The sequence below is a fragment of the Polymorphum gilvum SL003B-26A1 genome, assembly GCF_000192745.1.
Lineage (GTDB): Bacteria > Pseudomonadota > Alphaproteobacteria > Rhizobiales > Stappiaceae > Polymorphum > Polymorphum gilvum.
The window spans coordinates 112,441-135,329 of sequence record NC_015259.1; the positions used below are offsets into that span (position 1 = coordinate 112,441).

At 67.7% G+C, this 22,889-nt stretch carries 25 protein-coding genes; 18 read left to right on the top strand and 7 right to left on the bottom strand.

Features of this window, described 5'->3' with window-relative positions:
- Positions 1-7 precede the first annotated feature (7 nt).
- Entirely contained in the window at positions 8-310 is a 303-nt protein-coding gene (locus SL003B_RS00545) for an urease subunit gamma (protein ID WP_013650869.1), read from the bottom strand.
- 46 nt (positions 311-356) lie between these two features.
- Positions 357-1,202, bottom strand: a complete 846-nt coding sequence (locus tag SL003B_RS00550; protein WP_013650870.1) for an urease accessory protein UreD — start codon at positions 1,200-1,202, stop codon at positions 357-359.
- Between the two features lie 293 nt (positions 1,203-1,495).
- Between SL003B_RS00550 and SL003B_RS00555 the strand changes: the two genes are divergently transcribed.
- Together SL003B_RS00555 and SL003B_RS00560 are read left to right on the top strand one after the other, a co-directional pair.
- Positions 1,496-2,872 carry a D-alanyl-D-alanine carboxypeptidase family protein gene (locus SL003B_RS00555; protein WP_013650871.1) on the top strand — a complete coding sequence of 459 codons (1,377 nt, stop codon included), beginning with the start codon at positions 1,496-1,498 and terminating at the stop codon, positions 2,870-2,872.
- Positions 2,873-2,901: 29 nt separating this feature from the next.
- Positions 2,902-4,086: a CobW family GTP-binding protein gene (locus SL003B_RS00560; RefSeq protein ID WP_013650872.1), complete on the top strand. Its 1,185-nt coding sequence runs from the start codon at positions 2,902-2,904 to the stop codon at positions 4,084-4,086.
- A 3-nt stretch (positions 4,087-4,089) separates the two neighbouring features.
- Here the strand turns inward: SL003B_RS00560 and tesB are convergent, their stop codons facing one another.
- Complete coding sequence (gene tesB, locus SL003B_RS00565) at positions 4,090-4,953, bottom strand: acyl-CoA thioesterase II (RefSeq protein ID WP_013650873.1); 864 nt, start codon at positions 4,951-4,953, stop codon at positions 4,090-4,092.
- Positions 4,954-5,076: 123 nt separating this feature from the next.
- On the opposite strand from tesB, the gene SL003B_RS00570 reads away from it, so the two are divergent.
- The 12 genes from SL003B_RS00570 to SL003B_RS00625 all read left to right on the top strand — a co-directional run bounded on the left by SL003B_RS00570 (position 5,077) and on the right by SL003B_RS00625 (position 14,376).
- A complete protein-coding gene (locus tag SL003B_RS00570; RefSeq protein WP_013650874.1) occupies positions 5,077-6,315 on the top strand; it encodes a ubiquinone biosynthesis hydroxylase in 1,239 nt (412 codons plus the stop codon).
- 10 nt (positions 6,316-6,325) lie between these two features.
- On the top strand, positions 6,326-7,210 hold the full coding sequence (locus SL003B_RS00575; protein WP_013650875.1) for an SDR family oxidoreductase: 885 nt from the start codon (positions 6,326-6,328) through the stop codon (positions 7,208-7,210).
- 105 nt (positions 7,211-7,315) lie between these two features.
- The gene (locus SL003B_RS00580; RefSeq protein ID WP_013650876.1) at positions 7,316-7,513 is read left to right on the top strand and encodes a twin transmembrane helix small protein; all 198 of its coding nucleotides are present in this window, start codon (positions 7,316-7,318) and stop codon (positions 7,511-7,513) included.
- A gap of 16 nt (positions 7,514-7,529) precedes the next feature.
- Positions 7,530-8,105, top strand: coding sequence for a cob(I)yrinic acid a,c-diamide adenosyltransferase (locus SL003B_RS00585; RefSeq protein ID WP_013650877.1), 576 nt, complete (start codon positions 7,530-7,532; stop codon positions 8,103-8,105).
- Between the two features lie 30 nt (positions 8,106-8,135).
- Positions 8,136-8,831: a rhomboid family intramembrane serine protease gene (locus tag SL003B_RS00590; RefSeq protein WP_013650878.1), complete on the top strand. Its 696-nt coding sequence runs from the start codon at positions 8,136-8,138 to the stop codon at positions 8,829-8,831.
- Positions 8,832-9,044: 213 nt separating this feature from the next.
- Entirely contained in the window at positions 9,045-9,794 is a 750-nt protein-coding gene (locus tag SL003B_RS00595; RefSeq protein WP_013650879.1) for an electron transfer flavoprotein subunit beta/FixA family protein, read from the top strand.
- Positions 9,795-9,822: 28 nt separating this feature from the next.
- Entirely contained in the window at positions 9,823-10,761 is a 939-nt protein-coding gene (locus SL003B_RS00600; protein WP_013650880.1) for an electron transfer flavoprotein subunit alpha/FixB family protein, read from the top strand.
- Between the two features lie 150 nt (positions 10,762-10,911).
- Entirely contained in the window at positions 10,912-11,793 is an 882-nt protein-coding gene (locus SL003B_RS00605) for a 3-hydroxybutyryl-CoA dehydrogenase (protein ID WP_013650881.1), read from the top strand.
- 16 nt (positions 11,794-11,809) lie between these two features.
- On the top strand, positions 11,810-13,303 hold the full coding sequence (locus SL003B_RS00610) for a class I adenylate-forming enzyme family protein (protein ID WP_013650882.1): 1,494 nt from the start codon (positions 11,810-11,812) through the stop codon (positions 13,301-13,303).
- A 64-nt stretch (positions 13,304-13,367) separates the two neighbouring features.
- Positions 13,368-13,580 carry a hypothetical protein gene (locus SL003B_RS00615; protein ID WP_148259216.1) on the top strand — a complete coding sequence of 71 codons (213 nt, stop codon included), beginning with the start codon at positions 13,368-13,370 and terminating at the stop codon, positions 13,578-13,580.
- Positions 13,581-13,876: 296 nt separating this feature from the next.
- Positions 13,877-14,137 carry a hypothetical protein gene (locus tag SL003B_RS00620; protein WP_013650884.1) on the top strand — a complete coding sequence of 87 codons (261 nt, stop codon included), beginning with the start codon at positions 13,877-13,879 and terminating at the stop codon, positions 14,135-14,137.
- Between the two features lie 29 nt (positions 14,138-14,166).
- On the top strand, positions 14,167-14,376 hold the full coding sequence (locus SL003B_RS00625; RefSeq protein ID WP_148259217.1) for a hypothetical protein: 210 nt from the start codon (positions 14,167-14,169) through the stop codon (positions 14,374-14,376).
- Positions 14,377-14,391: 15 nt separating this feature from the next.
- Here SL003B_RS00625 and tlpA read toward each other — a convergent pair whose 3' ends face one another.
- Positions 14,392-15,057 carry a thiol:disulfide interchange protein TlpA gene (gene tlpA / locus SL003B_RS00630; protein WP_013650886.1) on the bottom strand — a complete coding sequence of 222 codons (666 nt, stop codon included), beginning with the start codon at positions 15,055-15,057 and terminating at the stop codon, positions 14,392-14,394.
- Positions 15,058-15,099: 42 nt separating this feature from the next.
- Between tlpA and argH the strand changes: the two genes are divergently transcribed.
- The 4 genes from argH (at position 15,100) to SL003B_RS00645 (ending at position 20,775) form a co-directional block, all read left to right on the top strand.
- Positions 15,100-16,485: an argininosuccinate lyase gene (gene argH, locus SL003B_RS00635; protein ID WP_041375302.1), complete on the top strand. Its 1,386-nt coding sequence runs from the start codon at positions 15,100-15,102 to the stop codon at positions 16,483-16,485.
- A gap of 106 nt (positions 16,486-16,591) precedes the next feature.
- Entirely contained in the window at positions 16,592-16,780 is a 189-nt protein-coding gene (gene lptM / locus SL003B_RS24075) for an LPS translocon maturation chaperone LptM (protein WP_148259218.1), read from the top strand.
- A gap of 50 nt (positions 16,781-16,830) precedes the next feature.
- Positions 16,831-18,105 (top strand): diaminopimelate decarboxylase, encoded by a 1,275-nt coding sequence (gene lysA / locus SL003B_RS00640; RefSeq protein WP_013650888.1) that lies wholly within the window; start codon positions 16,831-16,833, stop codon positions 18,103-18,105.
- A gap of 99 nt (positions 18,106-18,204) precedes the next feature.
- Positions 18,205-20,775 carry a TIGR02302 family protein gene (locus tag SL003B_RS00645; protein WP_013650889.1) on the top strand — a complete coding sequence of 857 codons (2,571 nt, stop codon included), beginning with the start codon at positions 18,205-18,207 and terminating at the stop codon, positions 20,773-20,775.
- Between the two features lie 97 nt (positions 20,776-20,872).
- Here SL003B_RS00645 and SL003B_RS00650 read toward each other — a convergent pair whose 3' ends face one another.
- Genes SL003B_RS00650 through SL003B_RS00660 form a run of 3 tightly spaced genes read right to left on the bottom strand, consistent with a single transcriptional unit; the run spans position 20,873 to position 22,740 of the window.
- A complete protein-coding gene (locus tag SL003B_RS00650) occupies positions 20,873-21,268 on the bottom strand; it encodes a response regulator (RefSeq protein ID WP_013650890.1) in 396 nt (131 codons plus the stop codon).
- A gap of 3 nt (positions 21,269-21,271) precedes the next feature.
- Positions 21,272-21,835: a hypoxanthine phosphoribosyltransferase gene (hpt, locus tag SL003B_RS00655; protein ID WP_013650891.1), complete on the bottom strand. Its 564-nt coding sequence runs from the start codon at positions 21,833-21,835 to the stop codon at positions 21,272-21,274.
- Complete coding sequence (locus SL003B_RS00660) at positions 21,832-22,740, bottom strand: zinc-ribbon domain-containing protein (RefSeq protein WP_013650892.1); 909 nt, start codon at positions 22,738-22,740, stop codon at positions 21,832-21,834. Before SL003B_RS00660 ends, hpt begins: the two co-directional genes overlap by 4 nt.
- Between the last annotated feature and the right edge of the window lie 149 nt (positions 22,741-22,889).

Sequence of the window (22,889 nt, forward strand, 5' to 3'; positions counted from 1 at the left end):
CGGAACTTCACCGGATCGGGTCATGGACGGTCACCAGCTTGGTGCCGTCGGGAAAGGTGGCCTCGACCTGGACGTCGTGGATCATCTCGGCGACGCCGTCCATGACCTGGTCGCGGGTCAGAACCGTCGCGCCGGCCTGCATCAGGTCGGCGACCGAGCGTCCGTCGCGGGCGCCCTCGACGACGAAATCGGTGATCAGCGCGATGGCCTCCGGATGGTTCAGCCTGACGCCGCGCTCCAGGCGCCGTCGCGCGACCATGGCGGCCATGGAAATCAGCAGCTTGTCCTTTTCGCGCGGGGTGAGATTCAAGGAAGCCTCCGTTGGCTGGTGTGGTCGCGGACGTCGTCGGGTCGCATCAGCAGGACCATACCCGTGGCAGCGCCGCGGCGCGGTAGGTTTCGAGAAAGGCGGCAAGCGCGCTGCGCAGGTCGCGCGCGTCGGGCCCGACGAAGCGGGCGAGCAGGACGCCGTTCCAGGCGCTGGCCGCGGCGCGACCGGAAAAGCGCGGCAGGGCGTCGCGGGCGAGGGCGAGGCGTTCGGGCGCGTCGGGGGCGCAGTCGAGGACGGTGGCGAAGGCGCGCGCGCCGGCGGCGGTCGCCGGACCGGACAGGAGTGTGGTCGGGTCGCCGTCGAGACGAATATCGTCGGCGAATACCAGGCGGCCATCCCGGCGGATCCGCCAGCGGTCGCGGAAGGCGAGCCGCGACAGCGTCTCGCCCATGGCAGTGCGGCCGAGGATGACCGATTCGACCGCCAGCAGGCGCGCCGAGCCGGAAAGATCGGCGTCCAGGCGGCGGCTGAGGGCCGAGGCATCGAACAGGATGGTTTCCTGCGGCAGCCATTCGAGCGTGGCGCCGTCCTGCGCATGGAGGTTGGTGGTCACCATGCCGGTGCCGCCGGCGCTGCGATAGGCGCGTTCGGCCGCCTGGGCGGTGACGATCGCGTGCGCGCCGGCGCCGACACGGGCCTCGCAGGTCAGCCGGTCGCCGCCGGTGATGCCGCCGGCGGTGTTGATCAGGACTGCGACGGGCGGGCCGGCATAGACCTTCGGCAGGCGGATCTTGGCGGATCCGCTCTGGTAGAGATCGGCGAGGACGGTGATGCCGCTGCGCAAGGTAAAGGCAACACGGGCGTCGCCCCGCATCCGCTGCAGCGCGGCGTCGAGGTTCCTGGTCTCCGCCGCTGCGCCGTCGGCCTTCATTGCGGATCCTGGCATGGCCCCCGGCATGGCCGTCTCCCTGTTCCTGGCGATCCATACCGTCGCGTCGTTTGCGTCAGCCCTATGCAAGCGGAGGGCCAGACCGATCCAGCAAACCAAGCCGGCAGAGGATTGTCCACAGCAGGTCGAAAGTTGCCTCCAGAAGATGCATGCGCCTAACAAGTAGGCATATCGGCGGACCGCCTTTTCCGGAGAACCCTTTGCAAACGCAGGGGCGGATCGTTTATGGATGAAAGGCATGGCTGGGGCAGCGGGCAACGAACGACGAGGGTATCGTGTTCGGCGGACTATTCGACAGGCGGGCGCTCTCCTTCGGCGTCCTCATTGCGGCGTTTCTCGCAGCGGTTCAGGCACCGCCCGCGCGGGCAGACATCGGCTCCTGGATCGTGATCGACGCCGACAGCGGCCAGGTGCTCGACGAGTTCCAGGGGACGCGCCGTTGGTATCCGGCCTCGCTGACCAAGATGATGACCGCCTACGTGACGCTGAAGGCGATTCGCGAGGGGCGCTCCAGCCTGGACTCGGCGGTGACCCAGTCGCAGAACTCGCTCGCCCAGCCGCCCAGCAAGATGGGCTTCAAGGTCGGCACGCAGATGACCGTCGACACTGCGCTCAAGATCGTCATGGTCAAGTCGGCGAACGACATAGCCGTGGCGCTGGGCGAGGCGATCGGTGGCACGGAGGCGAATTTCGTTGCCCTGATGAATGCCGAGGCGGCGCGCCTCGGCATGCGCGACACGCATTTCGCCAATCCGCATGGCCTGCCCGACAACCGCCAGGTGTCCTCGGCGCTGGACATGGCGATCCTGGCCAGGGCGCTCAGGCGCGACTTCCCCGAGGCGCGCGGCTACTACGGCCATGCCGGCCTGACCTTCGGCAAGCAGACCCTGCGTTCGGCCAATCGCGAATTTCTGCTCCGGGTGCCCGGCGCCGACGGCATGAAGACCGGCTACATCTGCAATTCCGGCTACAATGTCGCGGCCTCGGCGACGCGGCGCGGGCGGACGGTGATCGCGGTCGTGCTCGGCGCTTCCTCGGGGCTGGAACGCACCGCCTTTGCACGCGAGGCGATCGACAAGGGGTTCCGGGCGCGCGGCAGCGGCCGCACGGTCGACAACATGCCTCGCAGCGCCGGCCAGCCACCGGAAGACGCCTATTGCAAGCGCAATCCGAAGCCGGGACCGGAGGAGATCCTGGCGCGCTACGACATCGAGGCCGGCGGCGGCATGCGCGCGTCGACACTGTCGTTCTTCGCTCCCGGCGAGGGTCGGCCGCTGATCCCGGGAGCCGCGGCGCCGGCGGTGAACGATCCGTCCGAGGATGCCGACGACGACATCAAGACCGGGTCCGGCAAGGTCGACTGGGGCAAGGTGCTCGATCGCACCGTCGGCGTGCAGCAGGTCGCCTATGCGCCGGTTCCGGTCCATGTCGGCCTGCCCAAGGGGGCGGGCGCGCCGGCAAAGGCCATCACCCTGGCGCCCGGCGTGGTCGTGCCGCTGCCGCCGTCCAAGCCGCTCGACCTGAGACCGGCGGCCATGGTCGCCCCGTCTGAGACCGGCAACGCGGGCTTCGTTCCCGCGGCGCCCGGCTCGATCTTCCGGGCGGCGACGGATTCCGGCGCGCCGGTGCCGCGCCCGAGCCCGAACCGCTGAGCCCGCGCCCGCCCGACACGAGGTCCGACATGAGCGAACCCCATCCGATCGAGGCGGCGCCGCGCGGCCCCAAGCCGCCGATCCCCCTGTCCATCCTCACCGGGTTCCTCGGCGCCGGGAAGACGACCCTGCTGAACCGGATCCTCAAGGATCCGGCGATGGCCGACACGGCGGTGATCATCAACGAGTTCGGCGAGGTCGGCATCGACCACCTGCTGGTGGACAAGTCGAGCGAGGGCATCCTTGAGCTGTCATCAGGCTGCCTATGCTGCACGATCCGTGGCGACCTGATCAACACCCTGGAGGATCTGCTCAGGCGGCTCGACAACGGCCGCATGGAACGCCTGGCTCGAGTCGTCATCGAAACCACCGGACTCGCCGACCCGGCACCGATCCTGCACACGGTGATGCTGCATCCCTATCTGGTGCTGCGCTATCGGCTGGAGAGCGTGGTGACGCTGGTCGACGCGGTCAACGGCGCGGCGACGCTCGACGCCCACGAGGAAGCGGTGCGTCAGGCGGCGGTCGCGGACCGGATCGTTCTGACCAAGACGGACCTGGTCGATACCGACTCCAAGCGTGTCGACCTGGACGCGCTCAGGGACAGGCTTGCCGCGCTCAATCCCGGCGCGGTCATGCTCGACGCCCAGGCCGGCGAGGCGGTGCCGGCGCGGCTGTTCGACGCCGGGCTCTACGATCCGGCGACCAAGATCCCGGACGTCGCCAAGTGGCTCAAGGCCGAGACCTACGAGGCGCACGGCCACGGTCATTCCCACGGCCACCACCATCATGATCATGGTCACGACCATCACGCCCACGACGTGAACCGTCATGACGACCGGATCCGGGCCTTCACGCTGTCGACGAGCCGGCCGATCCCGGCTTCGGCACTGGAGATGTTCCTCGATCTGCTGCGCTCGGCGCACGGGCCGAAGCTGCTGCGCATGAAGGGCATCGTCCAGATCGCCGAGGATCCCGACCGGCCGGTGGTGCTGCACGGCGTACAGCATGTTTTCCATCCACCGGCGACACTGCCGGCGTGGCCGGACGCCGACCGCAGGACGCGGCTGGTGTTCATCACCTGCGACCTGCCGGAGGGTTTTGTGAGGCGCCTGTTCGAGGCCTTCACCGGCGCGCTCCTGCCGGACACGCCGGACGCCAGCGCGATGACCGACAATCCGCTGGCGATCTCCGGCTTCTCGGGTCGCCGCTGACCGTCAGTCGCGCCGCACGCGGATCAGGCCCTCCTGGGCGGTGGTGGCGATCAGCCGGCCGTCGCGCGAGAACAGCATGCCGCGGTTGATGCCGCGCCCGCCCGAGGACGACGGACTGTCGGTGGTGTAGAGTAGCCAGTCGTCAGCGCGAAACGGCCGGTGGAACCACATGGCATGGTCGAGACTGGCGGCCTGGATGTCCGGACTGAACACCGACTTGCCGTGCGGGAACAGCGAGGTATCGAGCAGCGTCATGTCGGAGGCATAGGCGAGCACGCAGCGATGGATGCGCTTGTCGTCCGGAAGGGCGGAGGTGGCGCGCACCCAGACGTGCTGGGAGGGCTCCAGCGTCTTGGTGCTGAAATAGTGGGTCAGGTCGACCGGGCGCAGCTCGATCGGGCGTTCGCGCTCCCAGTAGGCGCGCACGTTCTCGGGTGCCACTTTCAGGAATTTCTCCTTCAGATCCTGCTCGCTCGGCAGGTCTTCCGGCATCGGCACCGACGGCATCTCGGCCTGGTGCTCAAGGCCGTCCTCGCCGGTCTGGAACGAGGCGGACATCGAAAAGATCGCCTGGCCGTGCTGGATCGCGACGACCCGGCGGGTGGTGAAGCTGCCGCCGTCGCGGATGCGGTCGACGTCGTAGACGATGGGAACCGAGGGATCTCCGGGGCGCAGGAAATAGCCGTGCAGCGAATGGATGTGGCGGTCCTCGATAACCGTGCGCGAGGCGGCGACCAGCGCCTGGCCGATGACCTGCCCGCCGTAGACCCGCTGCCAGCCGACCTGGGGGCTGCGCCCGCGAAACAGATTGTGTTCGAGCTGTTCCAGGTCGAGAATCGATAAAAGTGAATCAATGGCCGTGTTCATCGGCGCTTTCCTTGCTACATGATAGGAACGGTCGCGGTTCGACGTTTCCGGCAGACTTGGACGCGGCCCGGCCGACGTGTCAAGCCGACGGAATGGAAGCGGTCTGTCATCCGGGAGTTGCGAATGAAGACGAAATCGGCAGCGCAGGACATGCTCGACGTCGCCATCGCCGGCGGCGGGTATGTCGGGTTGTCGCTGGCGCTGGCGCTCAAGCAGGCGGATCCGGATCTGAAGGTGGCGGTGATCGATCCCAAGCCGGGCGATGCCTTGGCGAAGGATCCGCGCGCCTCGGCGATCGCGGCGGCGGCGTGCCGGATGCTCGACCGGCTCGGCGTCTGGCAGGACATCGCCGCCGAGGCCCAGCCGATCAACGAGATGATCGTCACCGACAGCCGGCTGCGCGATGCCGTGCGGCCGGTGTTCCTGACCTTCGGCGGCGACCGCGAAAGCGGCGAGCCCTTCGCCCATATGGTGCCGAACGCCCGCATGCTGCCGGCGCTGCACGAGGCGGCGGCGGCGCTGGGGACCGAATACCTGCAGCCCGACGGACTGCACAGCTTCCAGGTGCAGCCCGACTGCGTGGTGCTGCACACCGACCGGGGCACCGAGCGTCGGGCGCGCCTGCTGGTGGCGGCTGACGGCGTCCGGTCGCGGCTGCGCGACCTGGCGGGCATCCGCACCGTGCACTGGGCCTACGGCCAGTCGGGGATCGTTACCACCGTCGCCCACGAGCGGCCGCACAACGGCCGAGCCGAGGAACATTTTCTGCCCGCCGGGCCGTTCGCGATCCTGCCGCTCAAGGGCAACCGCTCGTCGCTGGTGTGGACGGAGCGGACGGCGGATGCCGAGCGGCTTGTCCGCAGCGACGACTTCACCTTCGAGCTGGAGCTGGAGCGCCGCTTCGGTCATCATCTCGGCAAGCTGCATCTGACCGGTCCGCGCCACGCCTACCCGCTCGGCCTGACCTTGGCGCGCGATTTCGTTCGGCCGCGCTTCGCGCTTGCCGGCGATGCCGCCCACGGCATCCACCCGATCGCCGGCCAGGGCCTGAACATGGGTTTCAAGGACGTGGCGGCGCTGGCCGAGGTGCTCGTCGAGGCGCGCCGTCTTGGCCAGGATCTCGGCGCGATGGACGTGCTCGAGCGCTATCAGCGCTGGCGCCGGTTCGATACCTTCCAGATGGGCGTGGTAACGGACGTGCTGAACCGGCTGTTTTCCAACGACGTCGACCTGGTGCGCGGGGTGCGCGACTTCGGTCTTGGCCTGGTCGACCGGATGCCGCGGCTGAAGACACTGTTCATCCGCGAGGCCTCCGGCTTCGCCGGGCCGGCGCCGCGCCTGCTCGCAGGCGAGGCGATCTGACGGACCGTTCATGGCAAACGAGCTTTCGGCGCGCGCGCTCCCGGGCGGAAGGGCACGGACCATCCTGATCACGGGCTGTTCCTCCGGCATCGGCGCCAGCGCGGCGCGGCTGCTGCGCGGGCGCAACTGGCGGGTGTTCGCCAGCGCGCGCAAGGACAAGGACGTGGCGGCGCTGCAGGCGGCCGGCTTCGAGGCCTACCGGCTGGACTACGAGGATGCCGACAGCATCCGTCAGGCGGCTGCGACGGTGCTGGAGCGCTGTGACGGCCGACTCGACGCCCTGTTCAACAATGGTGCCTATGCGGTGCCCTGTGCGGTCGAGGATCTGCCGACCGAGGCACTGCGGGCGCTGTTCGAGGCGAATTTCTTCGGCTGGCACGAACTGACGCGGCAGGTGCTGCCGTCGATGCGCGCCAACGGGTCCGGGCGGATCGTACAGTGCTCGTCGATCCTCGGTTTCATCGCGATGAAATACCGCGGTGCCTACACGGCGTCGAAGTTCGCGCTCGAGGCCTATTCCGACACGCTGAGGCAGGAATTGCGCGGCACCGGTATCCATGTCAGCTTGATCGAACCGGGGCCGATCGACACGCGCTTCACGGCCAACGCGCTGGCCAACTTCCATCGCTGGATCGGCAAGGAGGGGTTGATGGCCTCGCCGCACCGGGCGAGCTATGACTGCCGGCTCAAGCGGATGGAGGCCGGCGAACCGGGACCTTTCAAGTTGCCGCCGGAGGCGGTGGTGAAGGATCTCATCCATGCGGTCGAGGCGCCGCGGCCGAGGGCGCGCTACCGGGTCACTGTGCCGACCAAGGCGATGGCGGTGGCCCGGCGCCTGCTGTCGACCCGGGCGCTGGACAGCGTGCTCACGCGGGCGGCCGACAAGGAGGAGTAGGCGGGCCGGCGTCGGTGGCCGGAGCTGCAATGTACAAGCCGATCAAGGCCCGGCCGCCAGGCACGGGCGGCCGCCGCGGCGGACAGACATCTTTCGGAAAGGGCCATGGGAAGCATCCTTTACAATCTCGTGCCGGTCGCGCTCGCAGCGGTGGCGATCGTTCTGTTTCTGGGCCTGTGGAACATGTTCCGCGGTGGACCCGCCAGCCGCTCGCAGGCGCTGATGCGCTGGCGCGTCGGCCTCCAGTTCGTAGCGGTGGTCATCATCATGGCCGCCCTTTATTTCCTTGGCTCCAGGCCGTGAACGGGGAGCGTGGCGGATGGTCGTCCTGAACAAGATCTACACCCGGACCGGTGATGACGGTACCACGGCGCTGGGCTCCGGCGAGCGGCGTCCCAAGCACGACGTCCGCATCGAGGCTTACGGCACGGTCGACGAGACCAACGCGACGGTCGGCCTGGTGCGGCTGAACCTTTCCGACAGCGATCCGCGCGTCGACGAGCTGCTCGCGCGGATCCAGAATGACCTGTTCGACCTTGGCGCCGATCTAGCGACGCCGGAGACCGGCAAGGACCTGGGCTACGAGCCGCTGCGCATCACGGATGCGCAAGTCAAGGCGCTGGAGGAGGCGATCGACGCGCTCAACGCCAATCTCGCCCCGCTGCGGTCCTTCGTGCTGCCGGGCGGCAGTCCGGCGGCTGCCTATCTGCATCTTGCGCGCACGGTAGCGCGGCGGGCGGAGCGATTGATGGTGAACCTTGCCAGTGCCGAGGCGGTCAACCCGGCCGCCATCCGCTACATGAACCGGCTGTCGGACTTCTTCTTCGTCGCTTCGCGCTATCTCAACGACCGGGGCGCGGGCGACGTGCTCTGGGTGCCCGGCAAGAACCGCTGATGCGGCCGATGGTCGCAGGAGTCCCGGCTCATGTTCCTTCCCCTGCACGACCACAACCCTCTGCTGCATGTCACGCGGCCCTATGTGACCTGGAGCCTGATCCTGGCCAATTGCGCGGCCTTCCTGCTGCTGCAGGGTGCGGGCCTCGGCGAAACGGCCCAGGCGTCGGCCTATTCCTACGGTCTGATCCCGTCCGTTCTGTTCGACATAAAGGACCTCGCTCCGGATCTGGCAGTGGTGCCGGGCAACGCGACGCTGGTGACCTATGCCTTCCTGCATGCCGACGTCTGGCATCTGGCCGGAAACATGCTGTTCCTGTGGGTGTTCGGCGACAATGTCGAGGATGCGCTCGGCCATCTGCGCTACCTGCTGTTCTATCTTGCCTGTGCGGTCGCCGGCGGCTTCGCCTATGCGGCGCTCGACCCGAATTCGGACGTTCCGCTGATCGGCGCCTCTGCAGCGGGCGCGGGCATCGTCGCCGCTTACCTGATACTGCATCCGCGCGTGCGGGTGTGGGTCCTGGTCCTCGGCCGCGTCCCGCTGCCGATTCCGGCGTTGTGGGCGCTCGGCGCCTGGATTGCCTTTCAGGTCTTCAACGTGCTGTTCGTGCAGGATAGCCAGGTGGCCTGGTCGGCGCATGTCGGCGGAATCGCTGCCGGCGCTGTACTGGTGGTATTCCTGCGGCGGCGCGGCGTGCCGCTGTTCGACCGGGGATTGCAGGTTTAGACGGGGCAGGGAGGCGATGGATCCTGCAGTGCAGCACGACCCAACCCGAGCTTCCCTTAGGCCATCGTTGACACCTGCCCCGGAGGTCATTACCGTCGCCCGCCATGCGCGGATTTTGGCCGAAAACCGCCATTTCCCCGCCGGTTCACGAGCCGGCTCCAACGATTGATGCGGTGCGGCAGCCAAGCCGGCCCAGCGGGAGGGTGAAAACCTATGAAGATCCTGGTGCCCGTGAAACGGGTGATCGACTACAACGTGAAGGTCCGCGTCAAGGCGGACGGTAGCGGCGTTGATCTTGCGAACGTCAAGATGTCGATGAATCCGTTCGACGAAATCTCGGTCGAGGAAGCCCTGCGGCTCAAGGAGGCCGGCAAGGCGAGCGAGGTCGTCGTCGTGTCGATCGGTCCGGCACAGGCGACCGAGACGCTGCGTACCGGCCTGGCCATGGGCGCGGACCGGGGCATCCTGGTCAAGACCGACGCCACCACCGAGCCGCTGGCGGTCGCCAAGATCCTGAAGAAGATCGTCGACGAGGAACAGCCGGGCCTGGTGATCCTCGGAAAGCAGGCGATCGACGACGATTGCAACCAGACCGGCCAGATGCTGGCCGCGCTGCTCGGCTGGGGCCAGGGTACCTTCGCCTCCAAGGTCGATCTCGGCGACGGTACGGTCGACGTCACCCGCGAGGTCGACGGCGGCCTGCAGACGGTCAAGCTCAAGCTGCCGGCGATCGTCACCACCGACCTGCGCCTGAACGAGCCGCGCTACGCGTCGCTGCCGAACATCATGAAGGCCAAGAAAAAGCCGATCGACGAGAAGACGCCGGAAGACTACGGCGTCGACGTGTCGCCGCGCCTGAGCGTGGTCAAGACGGCGGAACCGGCGGCCCGCCAGGCCGGCGTCAAGGTCGGCTCGGTGGCCGAACTCGTCGACAAGCTGAAGAACGAGGCCGGCGTCCTCTGAAGGACGCGTCGCAGAAGGAATTAAGACCATGACGACACTTCTCGTGGCCGAACACGCCGCCGGCGCGCTCAACGACGCGACGGCCAAGGCCCTCACCGCCGCCGCCGGGCTGGGCGGAGACGTTCATGTGCTGGTCGCCGGCAAGGACTGCCGTGCCGCCGCCGAGCAGGCGGCCGGGCTTGCCGGCGTCGCCAAGGTCCTGGTTGCCGACAGCGATGCGCTGGCGCACCAGCTGGCCGAGCCGATGGCCGCGCTGATCGTGCAGCTTTCGGCCGGCTACGACGCCATCGTCGCGCCGTCGACCGCCAACGGCAAGAACACCCTGCCGCGCGTCGCCGCGCTGCTCGACGTGATGCAGATCTCCGACATTACCGCCGTGTCGGCGCCGGACACGTTCGAGCGGCCGATCTACGCCGGCAACGCCATCCAGACGGTCAAGTCGTCGGACGCCAAGAAGGTGATCACCGTGCGCACCGCCTCCTTCCAGGCGGCAGGCAGCGGCGGGTCGGCTCCGATCGAGGACGTTGCGGCCTCGGCCGGCAGCGATCTGTCGTCCTTCGTCGGCGAGGAGCTATCCAAGTCCGACCGTCCCGAACTCGCCTCGGCCAAGATCATCGTCTCGGGCGGTCGCGCGCTCGGCTCGGCCGAAAAGTTCCAAGAGGTGATCATGCCGATCGCCGACGCTCTCGGGGCCGCGGTCGGCGCCTCACGCGCGGCGGTCGACGCCGGCTATGCGCCGAACGACTGGCAGGTCGGCCAGACCGGCAAGGTCGTGGCACCGGACCTCTATGTCGCCTGCGGCATTTCCGGCGCGATCCAGCATCTGGCCGGCATGAAGGACAGCAAGGTCATCGTCGCCATCAATAAGGACGAGGAAGCGCCGATCTTCCAGGTCGCCGACTACGGCCTCGTCGGCGACCTGTTCGAGATCCTGCCGCAATTCAAGGCGGAACTGGAAAAGGCCTGACGGCAGTCTGGCCGGACCGAACGGAAAAGGCCGGGGCGGGCGCCAGAATCCGCCCCGGGTCCCTTGCCGCCGCGCAAGAGACTTGCCAAGAATAGCCCGTTCCGAGCTGGCGCTCGATGTCCGTGGCTTGCAACAGAATCGGATTGAACGATGGTGGTCGAAATCAAGAAAGTCGGCGTGATCGGATCTGGCCAGATGGGCAGCGGGATCGCCCATGTCTGCGCCCTGGCCGGATATCATGTCGCCCTGAACGACATCTCCAAGGATCGGATCGAATCCGGCCTGGCATCGATCAACGGCAACATGGCAAGGCAGGTCTCCAAGGGCCAGATCAGCGAGGAGGTGCGCTCCGCCGCCCTGGACCGGATCTCGGCCGCCGAAAACCTCGACATGCTCGCCGAGGTCGACCTGGTCATCGAGTCCGCCGTCGAGAACGAGCAGGTCAAGCGCAAGATCTTCTCGCAGCTGTGTCCGATCCTGAAGCCGGAGGCCATGCTGGCGACCAATACGTCGTCAATCTCGATCACCCGCCTGGCGGCATCGACCGACCGGCCGGAGCGTTTCATCGGCATCCATTTCATGAATCCGGTGCCGGTCATGGAACTGGTCGAACTGGTGCGCGGCATCGCCACCGAGGACGAGACCTTCGATGCGGCCAAGGCCTTCGTCGACCGGCTCGGCAAGACCGTCGCCGTGGCCGAGGACTTCCCCGCCTTCATGGTCAACCGCATCCTGCTGCCGATGATCAACGAGGCGATCTACACGCTCTACGAGGGCGTCGGCTCGGTCGAGGCGATCGACACGGCGATGAAGCTTGGCGCCAACCATCCGATGGGACCGCTGCAACTCGCCGACTTCATCGGCCTCGACACCTGCCTGTCGATCATGCAGGTGCTCTACGAGGGGTTGGCCGACACCAAATATCGGCCGTGCCCCCTGCTGGTGAAGTACGTCGAAGCCGGCTGGCTCGGCCGCAAGACCCAGCGTGGTTTCTACGACTACCGGGGCGACACGCCCGTCCCGACCCGGTGAGGGCTGTCCGGCGGACATGAACCTCGCCCGCTACTGCCTGACCAATGCGGCGCCACCTGCCGGGGCGGTCGCCCTGGAGGTGGTCGGTCCGGGCGGCGCGGTATTGGAATCGTGGAGCTACGGCCGGCTCGAGGACACCGTCCTGCGCATCGCTGCCGGTCTCCACGCAGAAGGTCTCGACGCTGGCGATCGAGTGCTGCTGCGCATCGGCCATTCCAGCGACTTTCCGCTCGTCTTCTTCGGTGCCATCGCCGCCGGCCTGGTGCCGGTACCGACCTCGGCCATGCTGACGGCGACCGAATGCGACGGGCTGCTGGCCGACAGCGGGGCTGCGGCGATCGTGCATGACGGGCACACGGCGCTGCCGCACGAGACCGGCGCCGCTCGGCTGATCGGACCCGACGGCATCGTCGCGCTGAAGCGCGCGCCGCGCGGAACCTATGCCGATACCGCAGCCGACGACCCGGCGTTCATGGTCTACACTTCCGGCACCAGCGGCAGGCCGAAGGGCGTGCTGCACGCCCAGCGGGCTGCCCGCGGTCGCGCGCCGATGTATGCGGGCTGGTACGGCATCTCGCCGGCGGACCGGCTGCTGCATGCCGGCGCCTTCAACTGGACCTACACGCTTGGTGTCGGCCTGATGGATCCCTGGGCCAACGGGGCGACCAGCGTGGTCTACGACGGCCCGCGCGATCCCGACGTCTGGCCCGGCCTGATCGAAACGGCGGGAGCGACGCTGTTTGCCGCCGTGCCGAGCCTTTATCGCCGCATCCTGAAATATGCCGCCCTTGATCGGGCCAGCTTCCCGACGCTGCGCCACGGCCTGACGGCCGGTGAGGCGCTCGCCGCCGACCTGCACCGCGAGTGGACGCAGCGCACGGGCCGGCCGCTCTACGAGGCGCTCGGCATGAGCGAGATCTCGACCTACATCTCCAGCGGGCCGGACGTGCCGACCCGGCCGGGCAGCCCGGGCAAGCCGCAGGCGGGACGGCGGGTTGCGATCCTTGCCGAGGAGCGCGCGGAGTGCCGGCCGCTCCCGGACGGGGAGACCGGGCTTCTCGCCGTGCATCGCTCGGATCCGGGCTTCATGCTCGGCTACTGGCAGCGGCCGGACGACACCCGTGCGGTGCTGCACGGCGACTGGTTCCTGACCGGCGACCGGGCGCATCGGGATGCGGACGGCTACATCTGGTACGAGGGCCGCGCCGACGACGTCATGAACGCCTTCGGCTACCGGGTCGCGCCGGAAGAGGTCGAGCGCGTGCTGGCCGCCCACCCGGACGTCGCCGAGGCGGCGGTGACGGCGGTCGAGGTGCGTGGCGGAATCACCCTGATCGCCGGCTTCGTGGTGAGGCGGAGCGGCGCCAGCCTGGACGAGGCCGCGCTGGCCGCATGGGCCAATGAACGGCTGGCGGAATACAAGCGGCCGAAAGCGTACCGGTTCGTCGACAGTCTGCCGCGGACGCCGTCGGGCAAGATCCGGCGCAAGGGGCTCCGTCTCGCCGATTAACGAAATCTTAATCTTGCGCGTCGAGGATTCGCAGGTCATTCGACGCAAAAGGCCGCCGATCCGCATGGACAGCACCGCCATCGCCAGTTTCTACGTCGCCAGCACGCAGGCCCAGACCAGCATGGCCCTGCAGGCGAAGCTGCTCGGCATGACGGCGGAGGCCGATCGGTCGATCGTCGAGATGCTGCAGCAGTCCGGCGAGGCGCTGGAACAGGCCGCCGCGGCGATCGCAGCACCGCCCGAAGGGCTCGGCGTCACCCTCGACATGATGGTCTAACGCCAGCCAGGTCGCAGACAGTCCTTCGTTTCCTCCGTTGCCGTTTCTCTGTCCCCGGCGCATCGCCCGTGCGTGCTCCCGCATCTTTGCCATTCGAGGCCGCTACCTAGGCAGCGCATATGTCGATGAAATACAAATCCTTTCCGTCGTATCTGTAAATTTTTACGAAATTTTTCCAAGTCATGTTTTGGTTTTGTTGTTCAGATCTCAATAGAGTCGCGGCTGTTTACTTGTTTATCCTGCCTATCGGCTATCATGACGGCGACGGAATCTTTGCAACAGCAATGGAGGCAGGCATGGCCGAAGTGACAGGTCTCAGCGCGGGCGCCTATGCGACCCGCAGCGCCGTGCAGTCCCCCTCGGCCCGTTCGGCCGAACGGGCCGAGGAGACTTCGCGGCAGCGCTCGGAAACGAGAACCGAAACGGTCGATCGCCAGAACGACGTCAAGGCGCGCCGCGCGCAAGCGCAAGAGAAGGATGCCGAGCGAGCGGAAAGCGCCCGCGAACTCCGTACCGCGCCCGACGGCCTCGGGCGGCGCGTCGACATTTCCGTCTGATGGCGGCAACGACAGAAAGGGCAGATCAGATGAGCAGCATTTCCGGCGGGTCGTCCGCCGAATTCTCCTCGGCCGGCGTGCGGGCCGAACTCGCCAGCCGCTTCGTGCGCGACGCGGCGACGGCCGACCGTCAAGTGGTCAAGTTCCTCGAAGGGGCCAAGCAGCCTGCGGAAGACGCGGCCCGTCGGGAGAGCCGCAAGATACCCGGCCTCGGCAACGCCGTCGACATCTCCGCGTGACGGCGGCGTGATCCCTCAGCCTGCCGGCGCCGCGGCGGTCGCGGCGCCGATCAGCGCCTTGGCCTCATCCGAATCCCATTCGGCGGGGCCGTACATGGTGCCGATCTCGCAGCCAGCCGGATCGACCAGAATGGTGGTCGGCAGGCCGGTTGCGCGCGCCTTGGCGCGCAGGTCGTTGAACAGCCCGTTGGTCGGGTCGGCGTAGTAGGCGAGGTTCGACACGCCGATCTCGGCCAGGAATGCCTTCGGCTTGTCCGCCCCGCCTCGGTCCAGATTGACTGTGACAACCTCGAAGTTCTCGCCGCCGAGTTGCTGCTGCAGCCGATCGAGTGCCGGCATTTCCTTGCGGCAGGGCGCGCACCAGGTCGCCCACAGGTTCAAAAGCACCATGCGACCGGAAAAATCGGCGATCGTCATCGGCTTACCGGCGTCGTCGGTGAAGGCGAGGTCCGCCAGCGCCAGCGGTTTTTGCGCCGGCAGGAAGGCTGCGACCTCGCCGGTCGCGAAGGGCTTCACCGCCGCGGCTGCGGCGAGGGCTGCGGCGCAGGATTTGCCGCCACCTGTGTTGCCATCGCGCCCGCCGATCACGTATACCCCCGCAACAGCCGCGACCACGGCGACGAGGCCGACCGCCAGCAGCGGACGCCTCGAACGCGCGGAACCGTTGGTCGGGGTCGTCATGTCGTCATCACCTCGCAAGGGGCACCTCTCAAGGGGCAGTCTATGAGCAACCGCATGTGGGGCGGCCGGTTCGCCGAAGGCCCGGACGCGATCATGGAAGAGATCAACGCGTCCATCGACTTCGACCGCAAGCTATACAGGCAGGACATTGACGGTTCAAAGGCTCACGTTCGCATGCTGGCGGCACAGCAGATCGTCGCCGGCGAGGATGCCGAAAAGATCGTTCACGGTCTCGACACGATCCTGTCAGAGATCGAGGCGGGCACCTTCGCATTCTCCCGCGCGCTCGAAGACATCCACATGAATATCGAGGCACGGCTGGCCGAGCTGATCGGCGCGCCGGCCGGGCGCCTGCACACGGCCCGTTCGCGCAACGATCAGGTGGCGACCGATTTCCGCCTGTGGGTGCGCGACACGCTGGACACGCTCGATGCCCAGCTGGGCGAGTTGATGCGGGCGCTGGCCGAAAAGGCGGAACAGCACGCCGGAGACGTCATGCCTGGCTTCACCCACCTGCAGTCGGCCCAGCCGGTCACTTTCGGCCATCACCTGATGGCCTATGTCGAGATGTTTTCCCGAGACCGCGGCCGGGTGCGCGACGCGCGTAAGCGCATGAACGAGAGCCCGCTCGGCTCGGCAGCGCTTGCCGGAACTTCGTTCCCGATCGATCGCCACGCTACGGCGGCGGCACTCGGCTTCGACCGGCCGACGGCCAACTCGCTCGATGCGGTCTCGGATCGCGACTTCGTCATCGAGGCGCTGTCGGCGGCGTCGCTCTGCGCCATGCATCTGTCGCGCCTGGCCGAGGAGATCGTGCTGTGGTGCTCTGCCCAGTTCGGCTTCATCCGGCTGTCGGACAAGTTCTCGACCGGCTCGTCGATCATGCCGCAGAAGAAGAACCCGGATGCGGCCGAACTGGTGCGCGCCAAGACCGGACGCATCTACGGCGCGCTGCACGCGCTGCTGGTGACGATGAAGGGGCTGCCGCTAGCCTATTCCAAGGACATGCAGGAAGACAAGGAACAGGCCTTCGACGGCTTGCCGAGCCTGTCGCTGGCGCTGGCCGCGATGACCGGCATGGTGCGCGACCTGACCCCCGACACCAGGCGCATGAAGAAGGCCGCCGGCTCGGGCTATTCGACCGCGACCGACCTTGCCGACTGGCTGGTGCGCGTTCTCGGCCTGCCGTTCCGCGACGCCCATCATGTCACGGGTCGGATCGTCGCCCTGGCCGTCGAGCGGGGCATCGAGCTGCACAAGGTGCCGCTTTCCGACATGCAGGGGGTCGAGCCGCGCATCACCGCAGAGGTCTTCTCGGTGCTGTCGGTCGACAAGTCGGTCCGCAGCCGCACCAGCTACGGCGGTACCGCGCCGGCCAACGTGCGCAAGCAAGCGCGGCGGTGGCTGAAGGCGCTGGCCAGGAACTGAATGCGCGGTCCGGCCGCAGTATCGGCGCGCGGGCGGGCTTGCCGCCGGACGCGGGTCGTGCGAGGACTGGACGCATCAGAATGCCGCCCAACAAGGGACTGCCGGAATGTCGTCACGACGTCGAACCTGGGCCGCCGCGGCCTGTGTCGTCTGCCTCGCCCTCGCGGTTGCCGGATGCGGCCGACGTGGTCCGCTCGATGCGCCAAGCGCTTCCATGGCGACCGATCCAGCCGAGGCGGTACCGGGAGCCACGCCCGGGTCCGGCGACAGTTTCGTGCTTGATGCCCTGATCTGATTTGATCTGATCCGCGCCGGTCCGGCCGGCGCTCCTGCCAAGGTTCTCCCGTGCATCACTTCGACTACAGGGACGGCGCCCTCTTCGCCGAAGATGTGCCGGTCGCCGCCATCGCGGAAGCCGTCGGGACGCCGTTCTACTGCTATTCGACCGCGACGCTGACGCGTCACTACGAGGTGTTTTCCTCCGCCTTCGAGGGCATTCCGTCATTGGTCTGCTATGCCATGAAGGCGAACTCGAACCAGGCCGTGCTGGCGACGCTGGCCCGACTCGGCGCCGGCATGGACGTCGTCTCGGAAGGCGAGTTGCGCCGGGCTCGCGCCGCCGGCGTGCCGGCCGACCGGATCATGTTCTCCGGCGTGGGCAAGACCGAGGCCGAGCAGGCGCTGGCGATCGACGAGGACATCCTGTGCTTCAACGTGGAGTCCGAACCCGAACTCGTCCAGCTGTCGCGGGTCGCCACGGAAAAGGGGAGAACGGCGCGGGTGTCGCTGCGCATCAACCCCGACGTCGATGCCAGGACTCACAAGAAGATCTCGACGGGCAAGGCGGAGAACAAGTTCGGCATTCCCTGGCAGCGCGCGCGCGCGCTCTATGCGGAGGCAGGAGAACTGCCGGGCATCGAGGTCACCGGCCTCGACATGCACATCGGCTCGCAGATCACCGAACTCGAGCCCTTCGATGCCGCCTTCGCGCGGCTCGGCGACCTGGTCCGCGATCTGCGCGGCGACGGTCACCACATAGAGCACATCGATCTCGGCGGCGGTCTCGGTATTCCCTATGTCACCGACAACGCACCGCCGCCGCATCCGGTCGAATATGCCGCCGTCGTCAAGAAGCACGTCGACAAGCTGGGTTGCCGGATCATCTTCGAGCCGGGCCGGCTGATCGCCGGCAATGCGGGCATCCTGGTCACCAGGGTGATCTACGTGAAGGAAGGTCACGACAAGACCTTCGTGATCGTCGACGCGGCGATGAACGACCTGATCCGACCGACCCTCTACGACGCCTACCACGAGGTGCGGCCGGTGCGGGCGGCACCCGCCGATGCACGCCGAATCAGGGCCGACGTGGTCGGCCCCGTGTGCGAGACCGGCGACTTCCTCGCCCACGACCGCGACATTCCGGAGGTCGGCCAGGGAGACATGCTCGCCGTGTTTTCCGCCGGCGCCTATGGCGCGGTCCAGGCCGGAACCTACAATTCCCGCCTGCTGATCCCCGAAGTGCTGGTCAACGAAGGCGAATTCGCCGTGGTGCGGCCGCGGCCGAGCTACGACGACCTGATCGGCCTCGACCGCCTGCCGTCCTGGCTCGCCGAAGCGTGAACGGATCCGCGCCGATTTAGTTGTTCCGACAGCTTGCCGACCCGGGCTCTTTGCCCCACCCTAGAAAAGGTTGGGCTGGCCAGAAGCGGAGACACAGGCTTGGCGGATCGACACGCGGCACGACGCCCCGAACCGGCCGGACACGGCACCGGGCCGTTGATCACGCGAGCGGAGGCGGAGAGGCGGCTTCGGTCGGTCGTCCTGCGCAGCCGTCTGGCGCTGTTCTGGGAGCGTCTGTGGCCGGCCCTCTATCCACCGTTGATCGTCCTCGGACTGTTCGTCGGCCTGTCCTGGATCGGACTCTGGCTGGCGCTGCCCGGCTGGGCGCGCTGGCCGCTGGTCGCCGCCTTTGCCGCCGCATTCTTGTGGAGCGCGCGTGGTCTTGCCGCCGTGCGCTGGCCGCGCCGCGAAGAGGCGCTGCACCGGGTCGAACGCGCCAGCGGCTACGACCATCGGCCCCTGACTGCCATCGAGGACGACATTTCCGCTGGGTCGTCGGATCCGGCCGCGCTGGCGCTGTGGGACATGCACAAGCGCCGCATGGCGCGGGCGCTGCAGTCGCTACGCGCAGGCGCCGCGCATCCGCATGCCTATCGCACCGATCCTTATGCTCTACGCGTGGCGGCGATGCTGTTGATCGTCGTCGGCTTCGCCGTCGCTGGCGGCGACCGCACGGCCCGGCTCGCTTCGGCCTTCAGCACGCCCGAGGCGGCGCAATTGGCCGGCTCGCGTATCGATGCCTGGGTGACGCCGCCGGTCTATACCGCCCGCCCGCCCGTGTATCTGACCGGCGAGACGGCGGCGTTGCGCGATCCCGAGGCGCCCATCCGGGTGCCGGCCGGCAGCGAACTGATCGTGCGTATCCAGGGGGATCCGGAGCTCGCGGTCATGCGCGTGACCGAGGGAGGCGCCGAGCCGCTCGTCGGTCCGCTGGAGCCCGGAACCGAGGTCGTGCCGCGCGGCGGGGTCGGTCCGGTCGAGCAGCGCGCCGTGCTGGCCGAGACCGTGCGCGTGGAAATCCGCGACGCCAGGACGGCGGTTGCCGGCTGGACCTTCGCGGTCGAACCCGATGCGCCGCCGACGATCCGCCTGCTCGACGATCCCGAGGCGCAGCTCAGCGGCGCACTGAAGTTCTCCTACCTGGTCAAGGACGACTACCGGGTCGTGTCGGCGGAGGCGACGATCGAGCCGGCTGTGCGGCCGCAGGCTGGGGACAAGGCTCCGCGTCCGCTCGCCGAGGCGCCGCAATTTCCGCTGTCCTTGCCCTCGCGCACGGCGGGCACCGAAACCGGTGAAACGATCCGCGACCTGACCTCTCATCCCTGGGCGGGCTCCGAAGTCCTGCTGGTGTTGACCGCGCGCGACGAGGCGGAGCAGACGGGCAGTTCCCAGCCCCACCGGTTCACGCTGCCGCAGCGGCGTTTCTCCAAGCCGCTGGCGCGGGCCGTGGTCGAACAGCGGCGCGACCTCGCCCTCGACGCCAACACCCACCTGCGGGTGCTGGACGCCTTCGACGCCCTGCTGCTGGCGCCGGAGGTCTTTGGCGTCGACACCAGAAGCTATCTAGGCCTCGATTTCGCCTATCGGAACCTGATTGCGGCCCGCTCCGACGACGATCTGCGGGCACTGCTGCCGCTCTTGTGGGACCTGGCGCTGACGATCGAGGACGGCGACCTGTCGCTGGCCGAGCGGGCCTTGCGCGAGGCGCAGGAAGCCCTGCGCAAGGCGCTGGAGGAAGGCGCGTCCGACGAGGAAATCGCGCGGCTGACGGAAAACCTGCGCCAGGCGCTGCAGGAGTACATGCAGGCGTTGGCCGAACAGATGCGCCAGAACCCGCAGGCAATGCAGCCGTTCAACCCTGGTCAGCAGATGCTCAGCCAGCAGGACCTGAACGAAATGCTGCGACGGATCGAGGAACTGGCGCGCACGGGATCGCGAGACGCCGCGCGCGAGTTGCTCGCCCAGATGCAGCGCATGCTGGAAAACCTGCAGGCGGGCCGGCCGCAGATGGCCCCCGACGGCCTGACCAACGAAATGATGGAGATGCTCAACCAGCTCGGCCAGATGATCCAGCGGCAGCAGGAGCTGATGGACCAGACGCACCAGTTCAACCGCAATCAGCAGCAGCAGCCGGGCCAGCAGGGCGAACAAGGCCAGCAGGGACAACAGGGGCAGATGAGTGCCGAGCAGCTGGCCGAGATGCTCCGCCGGCTGCAGGAAGGTCAGGGCGACCTCGCCCAGCAGCTGCAGCAGTTGATGGACCAACTCGGCCAGAACGGCATGGGCCAGAACGAGGACCTGGGCCGCGCCGGCGAGGCCATGGGCGAGGCGGAGCAGTCGCTTGGCCAGGGCCAGGGCGATCAGGCGGTCGGCCAGCAGGGCAGCGCGCTGGACGCGTTGCGGCGCGGCGCGCAGGGCATGGCCGAGCAGATGATGGGCGAGGGCGAGGGGCCGGGCATGGCGCAGGGTCGCGCGCCGCGCGACGAGGATCCGCTCGGCCGGCCGCGGCGGGCCCAGGGCCCGGACTTCGGTAATCAGGTCAAGGTACCGGACGAGATCGACGTCCAGCGCGCCCGCCGAATCCTCGAGGAATTGCGTCGCCGCTTCTCCGATCCGTCGCGTCCGCGCCTGGAACTCGACTACCTGGAACGCTTGCTCAAGCGCTACTGATCCGGGCAGATCCCTGGACAATAGGACAAGGCCCGGCGGGATCCGCCGGGCCTTGTCGTCGTTTGGTTGCGAAGCCGTCCGCCGCCGGCTGTTCTTTTCAGGCCGACAGGCGGCGATCCTGGCGGACGACGCCGCCAAGGGCGTCGCGGACGGCCTGACGGATGTCCGCTAGCGAGAAGGGCTTGGTGATGACGTCGTGCACGAGCGCGTCGAGGCCGTTGGCCCGTTCGCGCTGGTCGGCGAAGCCGGTCATCAGCAGGATCGGCATGGCTGGCCAGTCGCGCGCCACCTGGAGGGCGAGCGCGATGCCATCCATAACGGGCATCTTGATGTCGGAGACCAGCAGATCGAACTGGCCCTTTTCCCGCACCAGAGCTTCCAGGGCCGCGCCGCCATCCTCGACCGCCCGCACGGAATGGCCGTCGAGTTCAAGCGCCCGCTTCACGAAGCTGCGGACGGCGTCGTCGTCTTCCGTCAGAAGGATGCGGGCCATCGTTCACACTCCCGTCTGCATGGCGTCGTCCGGACCCTCTTCCGGGACGACATAGCCTATATAGGGCAATTGGCGCCAGGCGTGACCCATGTCCATGCCATAGCCGACGACGAACTTGTCCGGGCACTCGAAGCCGACATAGTCCGCGACGATCGACGCCTTGCGGCGGTTTGGCTTGTCGAGCAGCACGGCCACCCGGACCGAGCGTGCACCTCGTGCCAGCAACTTGTCGCGTGCGAACGCCAGCGTCCGACCGGATTCCAGAATATCATCCACCAAGATGATATCGCGATCGTTAACTTCGCTTTCCACATCGCGCAAAATGCGGATGGTGTCGGAGCCGACGGTGCCGGCGCCGTAGCTCGACAGGTGCATGAACTCCATTTCAAGGGTCATTCCGGCGCGGTGCAGGGCACGCACCAGATCGGCCGCGAAGATGAAGCTGCCCTTCAGGACAGCGACCGCCAAGAGATCGTGCAGGCGGGCTGCGGCGATGTCCCGCGCCAGGGTCTCGATGCGGGTGGCGATCGCCTGCTCGTCGAAAAGGGTATGGATGGTGGCGGTCATTGTCCCTGCAGGTTGGCCTGCTGCTTGTGCCTGTCGATGAAGCGGACCTGGATGTCCGCCGCGCTGTCCGGCGGATCGGCCAGGCGGGTCCGGAAGCGCGTGTTCTCCTCGCCGGCGAGGCTGAGCGCGCGCGGCTCCAGCGTCCAGGCGTAGATTTCCTGCTGTTCCTCGCTGCGCAGCGATAGGCGAACGGCTGGCACCGGCACTGGTTCCTTGCCGATGTTCTGAATGGTTCCTTCGACGACAAGCACGATGGCGCCGTTCTCGACCTCGCGGAAGGTCCTCAGGTCGCGGAACTCGAGGCCGCGCAGGTTGACCTGGAAGCCAAGGAACTTGAACAGGCTGGCCAGGTCGGGCGCTTCCTTGACGACGGCGTCGCGGACGAGGAAGACGGTGCCGCCGGTGCCGAGTGCGAGAAACAGGATCAGGGCGCCGCCGACGCGCCGCAGGTTCTGACGGGTCAGATGGCGCGTCAGCGTCGACCAGTCGCGCTGACGTCGCATCTTGTTCGGATTGACCTGGATCTTGCGCCGGTTGGCGAGCGATTCGATGTCGACAGTCTTGCGGCTGGCATCATCCTGATCCGCCGTGGCTGCCGGTTCAACCCTTGCCGGCGCGGGCGCGGGTCTGGGCGGGGCGGCGAATGCTTCCTTCTCTTCTTCAGTGACGCGGTCGTCGGGTCCGTCCGTCTCGGCGTCGATCTCGGCCCAGTCCTCCGACGCGGACACGTCCTCCTCAGCGTCCGGTTCGTCGACAAGCGGCCCCGCCTCGGCGAGCGATTCCTTTCGCGGGCTGATGAACCAGCGGTTGCCGCAGCGCGCGCACTTGACGCTGCGCCCTTCCGCGCCGACCAGTTCGGCCTTGATGTCGTAGGACGTGTCGCAGTCCGGACAGGTGATCTTCATGGCAGAAGACCCTCGCCTCCTTGGGGTCAGGGCGCAAGACGCGAACGCGACCGATTCTCGACGGTATTGTATCCGGAGGGCGGCGGGCGGCCATAGTTTCCCCCCGTATCTGTTCCAAAGGACAACCATATGTTTAATGAAGTGTTAAC

What these genes read in the sequence shown, in the direction of transcription:
- hpt (WP_013650891.1), bottom strand. Translation starts at nt 21,835, where the DNA reads ATGACCGCCACCATCCATACCCTTTTCGACGAGCAGGCGATCGCCACC.
- SL003B_RS00560 (WP_013650872.1), top strand. Translation starts at nt 2,902, where the DNA reads ATGAGCGAACCCCATCCGATCGAGGCGGCGCCGCGCGGCCCCAAGCCG.
- SL003B_RS00625 (WP_148259217.1), top strand. Translation starts at nt 14,167, where the DNA reads ATGAGCAGCATTTCCGGCGGGTCGTCCGCCGAATTCTCCTCGGCCGGC.
- argH (WP_041375302.1), top strand. Translation starts at nt 15,100, where the DNA reads ATGAGCAACCGCATGTGGGGCGGCCGGTTCGCCGAAGGCCCGGACGCG.
- SL003B_RS00595 (WP_013650879.1), top strand. Translation starts at nt 9,045, where the DNA reads ATGAAGATCCTGGTGCCCGTGAAACGGGTGATCGACTACAACGTGAAG.
- SL003B_RS00570 (WP_013650874.1), top strand. Translation starts at nt 5,077, where the DNA reads ATGAAGACGAAATCGGCAGCGCAGGACATGCTCGACGTCGCCATCGCC.
- SL003B_RS00590 (WP_013650878.1), top strand. Translation starts at nt 8,136, where the DNA reads ATGTTCCTTCCCCTGCACGACCACAACCCTCTGCTGCATGTCACGCGG.
- SL003B_RS00620 (WP_013650884.1), top strand. Translation starts at nt 13,877, where the DNA reads ATGGCCGAAGTGACAGGTCTCAGCGCGGGCGCCTATGCGACCCGCAGC.
- SL003B_RS00575 (WP_013650875.1), top strand. Translation starts at nt 6,326, where the DNA reads ATGGCAAACGAGCTTTCGGCGCGCGCGCTCCCGGGCGGAAGGGCACGG.
- SL003B_RS00650 (WP_013650890.1), bottom strand. Translation starts at nt 21,268, where the DNA reads ATGGCCCGCATCCTTCTGACGGAAGACGACGACGCCGTCCGCAGCTTC.
- SL003B_RS00660 (WP_013650892.1), bottom strand. Translation starts at nt 22,740, where the DNA reads ATGAAGATCACCTGTCCGGACTGCGACACGTCCTACGACATCAAGGCC.
- SL003B_RS00585 (WP_013650877.1), top strand. Translation starts at nt 7,530, where the DNA reads ATGGTCGTCCTGAACAAGATCTACACCCGGACCGGTGATGACGGTACC.
- tesB (WP_013650873.1), bottom strand. Translation starts at nt 4,953, where the DNA reads ATGAACACGGCCATTGATTCACTTTTATCGATTCTCGACCTGGAACAG.
- tlpA (WP_013650886.1), bottom strand. Translation starts at nt 15,057, where the DNA reads ATGACGACCCCGACCAACGGTTCCGCGCGTTCGAGGCGTCCGCTGCTG.
- SL003B_RS00600 (WP_013650880.1), top strand. Translation starts at nt 9,823, where the DNA reads ATGACGACACTTCTCGTGGCCGAACACGCCGCCGGCGCGCTCAACGAC.
- SL003B_RS00615 (WP_148259216.1), top strand. Translation starts at nt 13,368, where the DNA reads ATGGACAGCACCGCCATCGCCAGTTTCTACGTCGCCAGCACGCAGGCC.
- SL003B_RS00550 (WP_013650870.1), bottom strand. Translation starts at nt 1,202, where the DNA reads ATGAAGGCCGACGGCGCAGCGGCGGAGACCAGGAACCTCGACGCCGCG.
- SL003B_RS00605 (WP_013650881.1), top strand. Translation starts at nt 10,912, where the DNA reads ATGGTGGTCGAAATCAAGAAAGTCGGCGTGATCGGATCTGGCCAGATG.
- lptM (WP_148259218.1), top strand. Translation starts at nt 16,592, where the DNA reads ATGTCGTCACGACGTCGAACCTGGGCCGCCGCGGCCTGTGTCGTCTGC.
- SL003B_RS00610 (WP_013650882.1), top strand. Translation starts at nt 11,810, where the DNA reads ATGAACCTCGCCCGCTACTGCCTGACCAATGCGGCGCCACCTGCCGGG.
- SL003B_RS00580 (WP_013650876.1), top strand. Translation starts at nt 7,316, where the DNA reads ATGGGAAGCATCCTTTACAATCTCGTGCCGGTCGCGCTCGCAGCGGTG.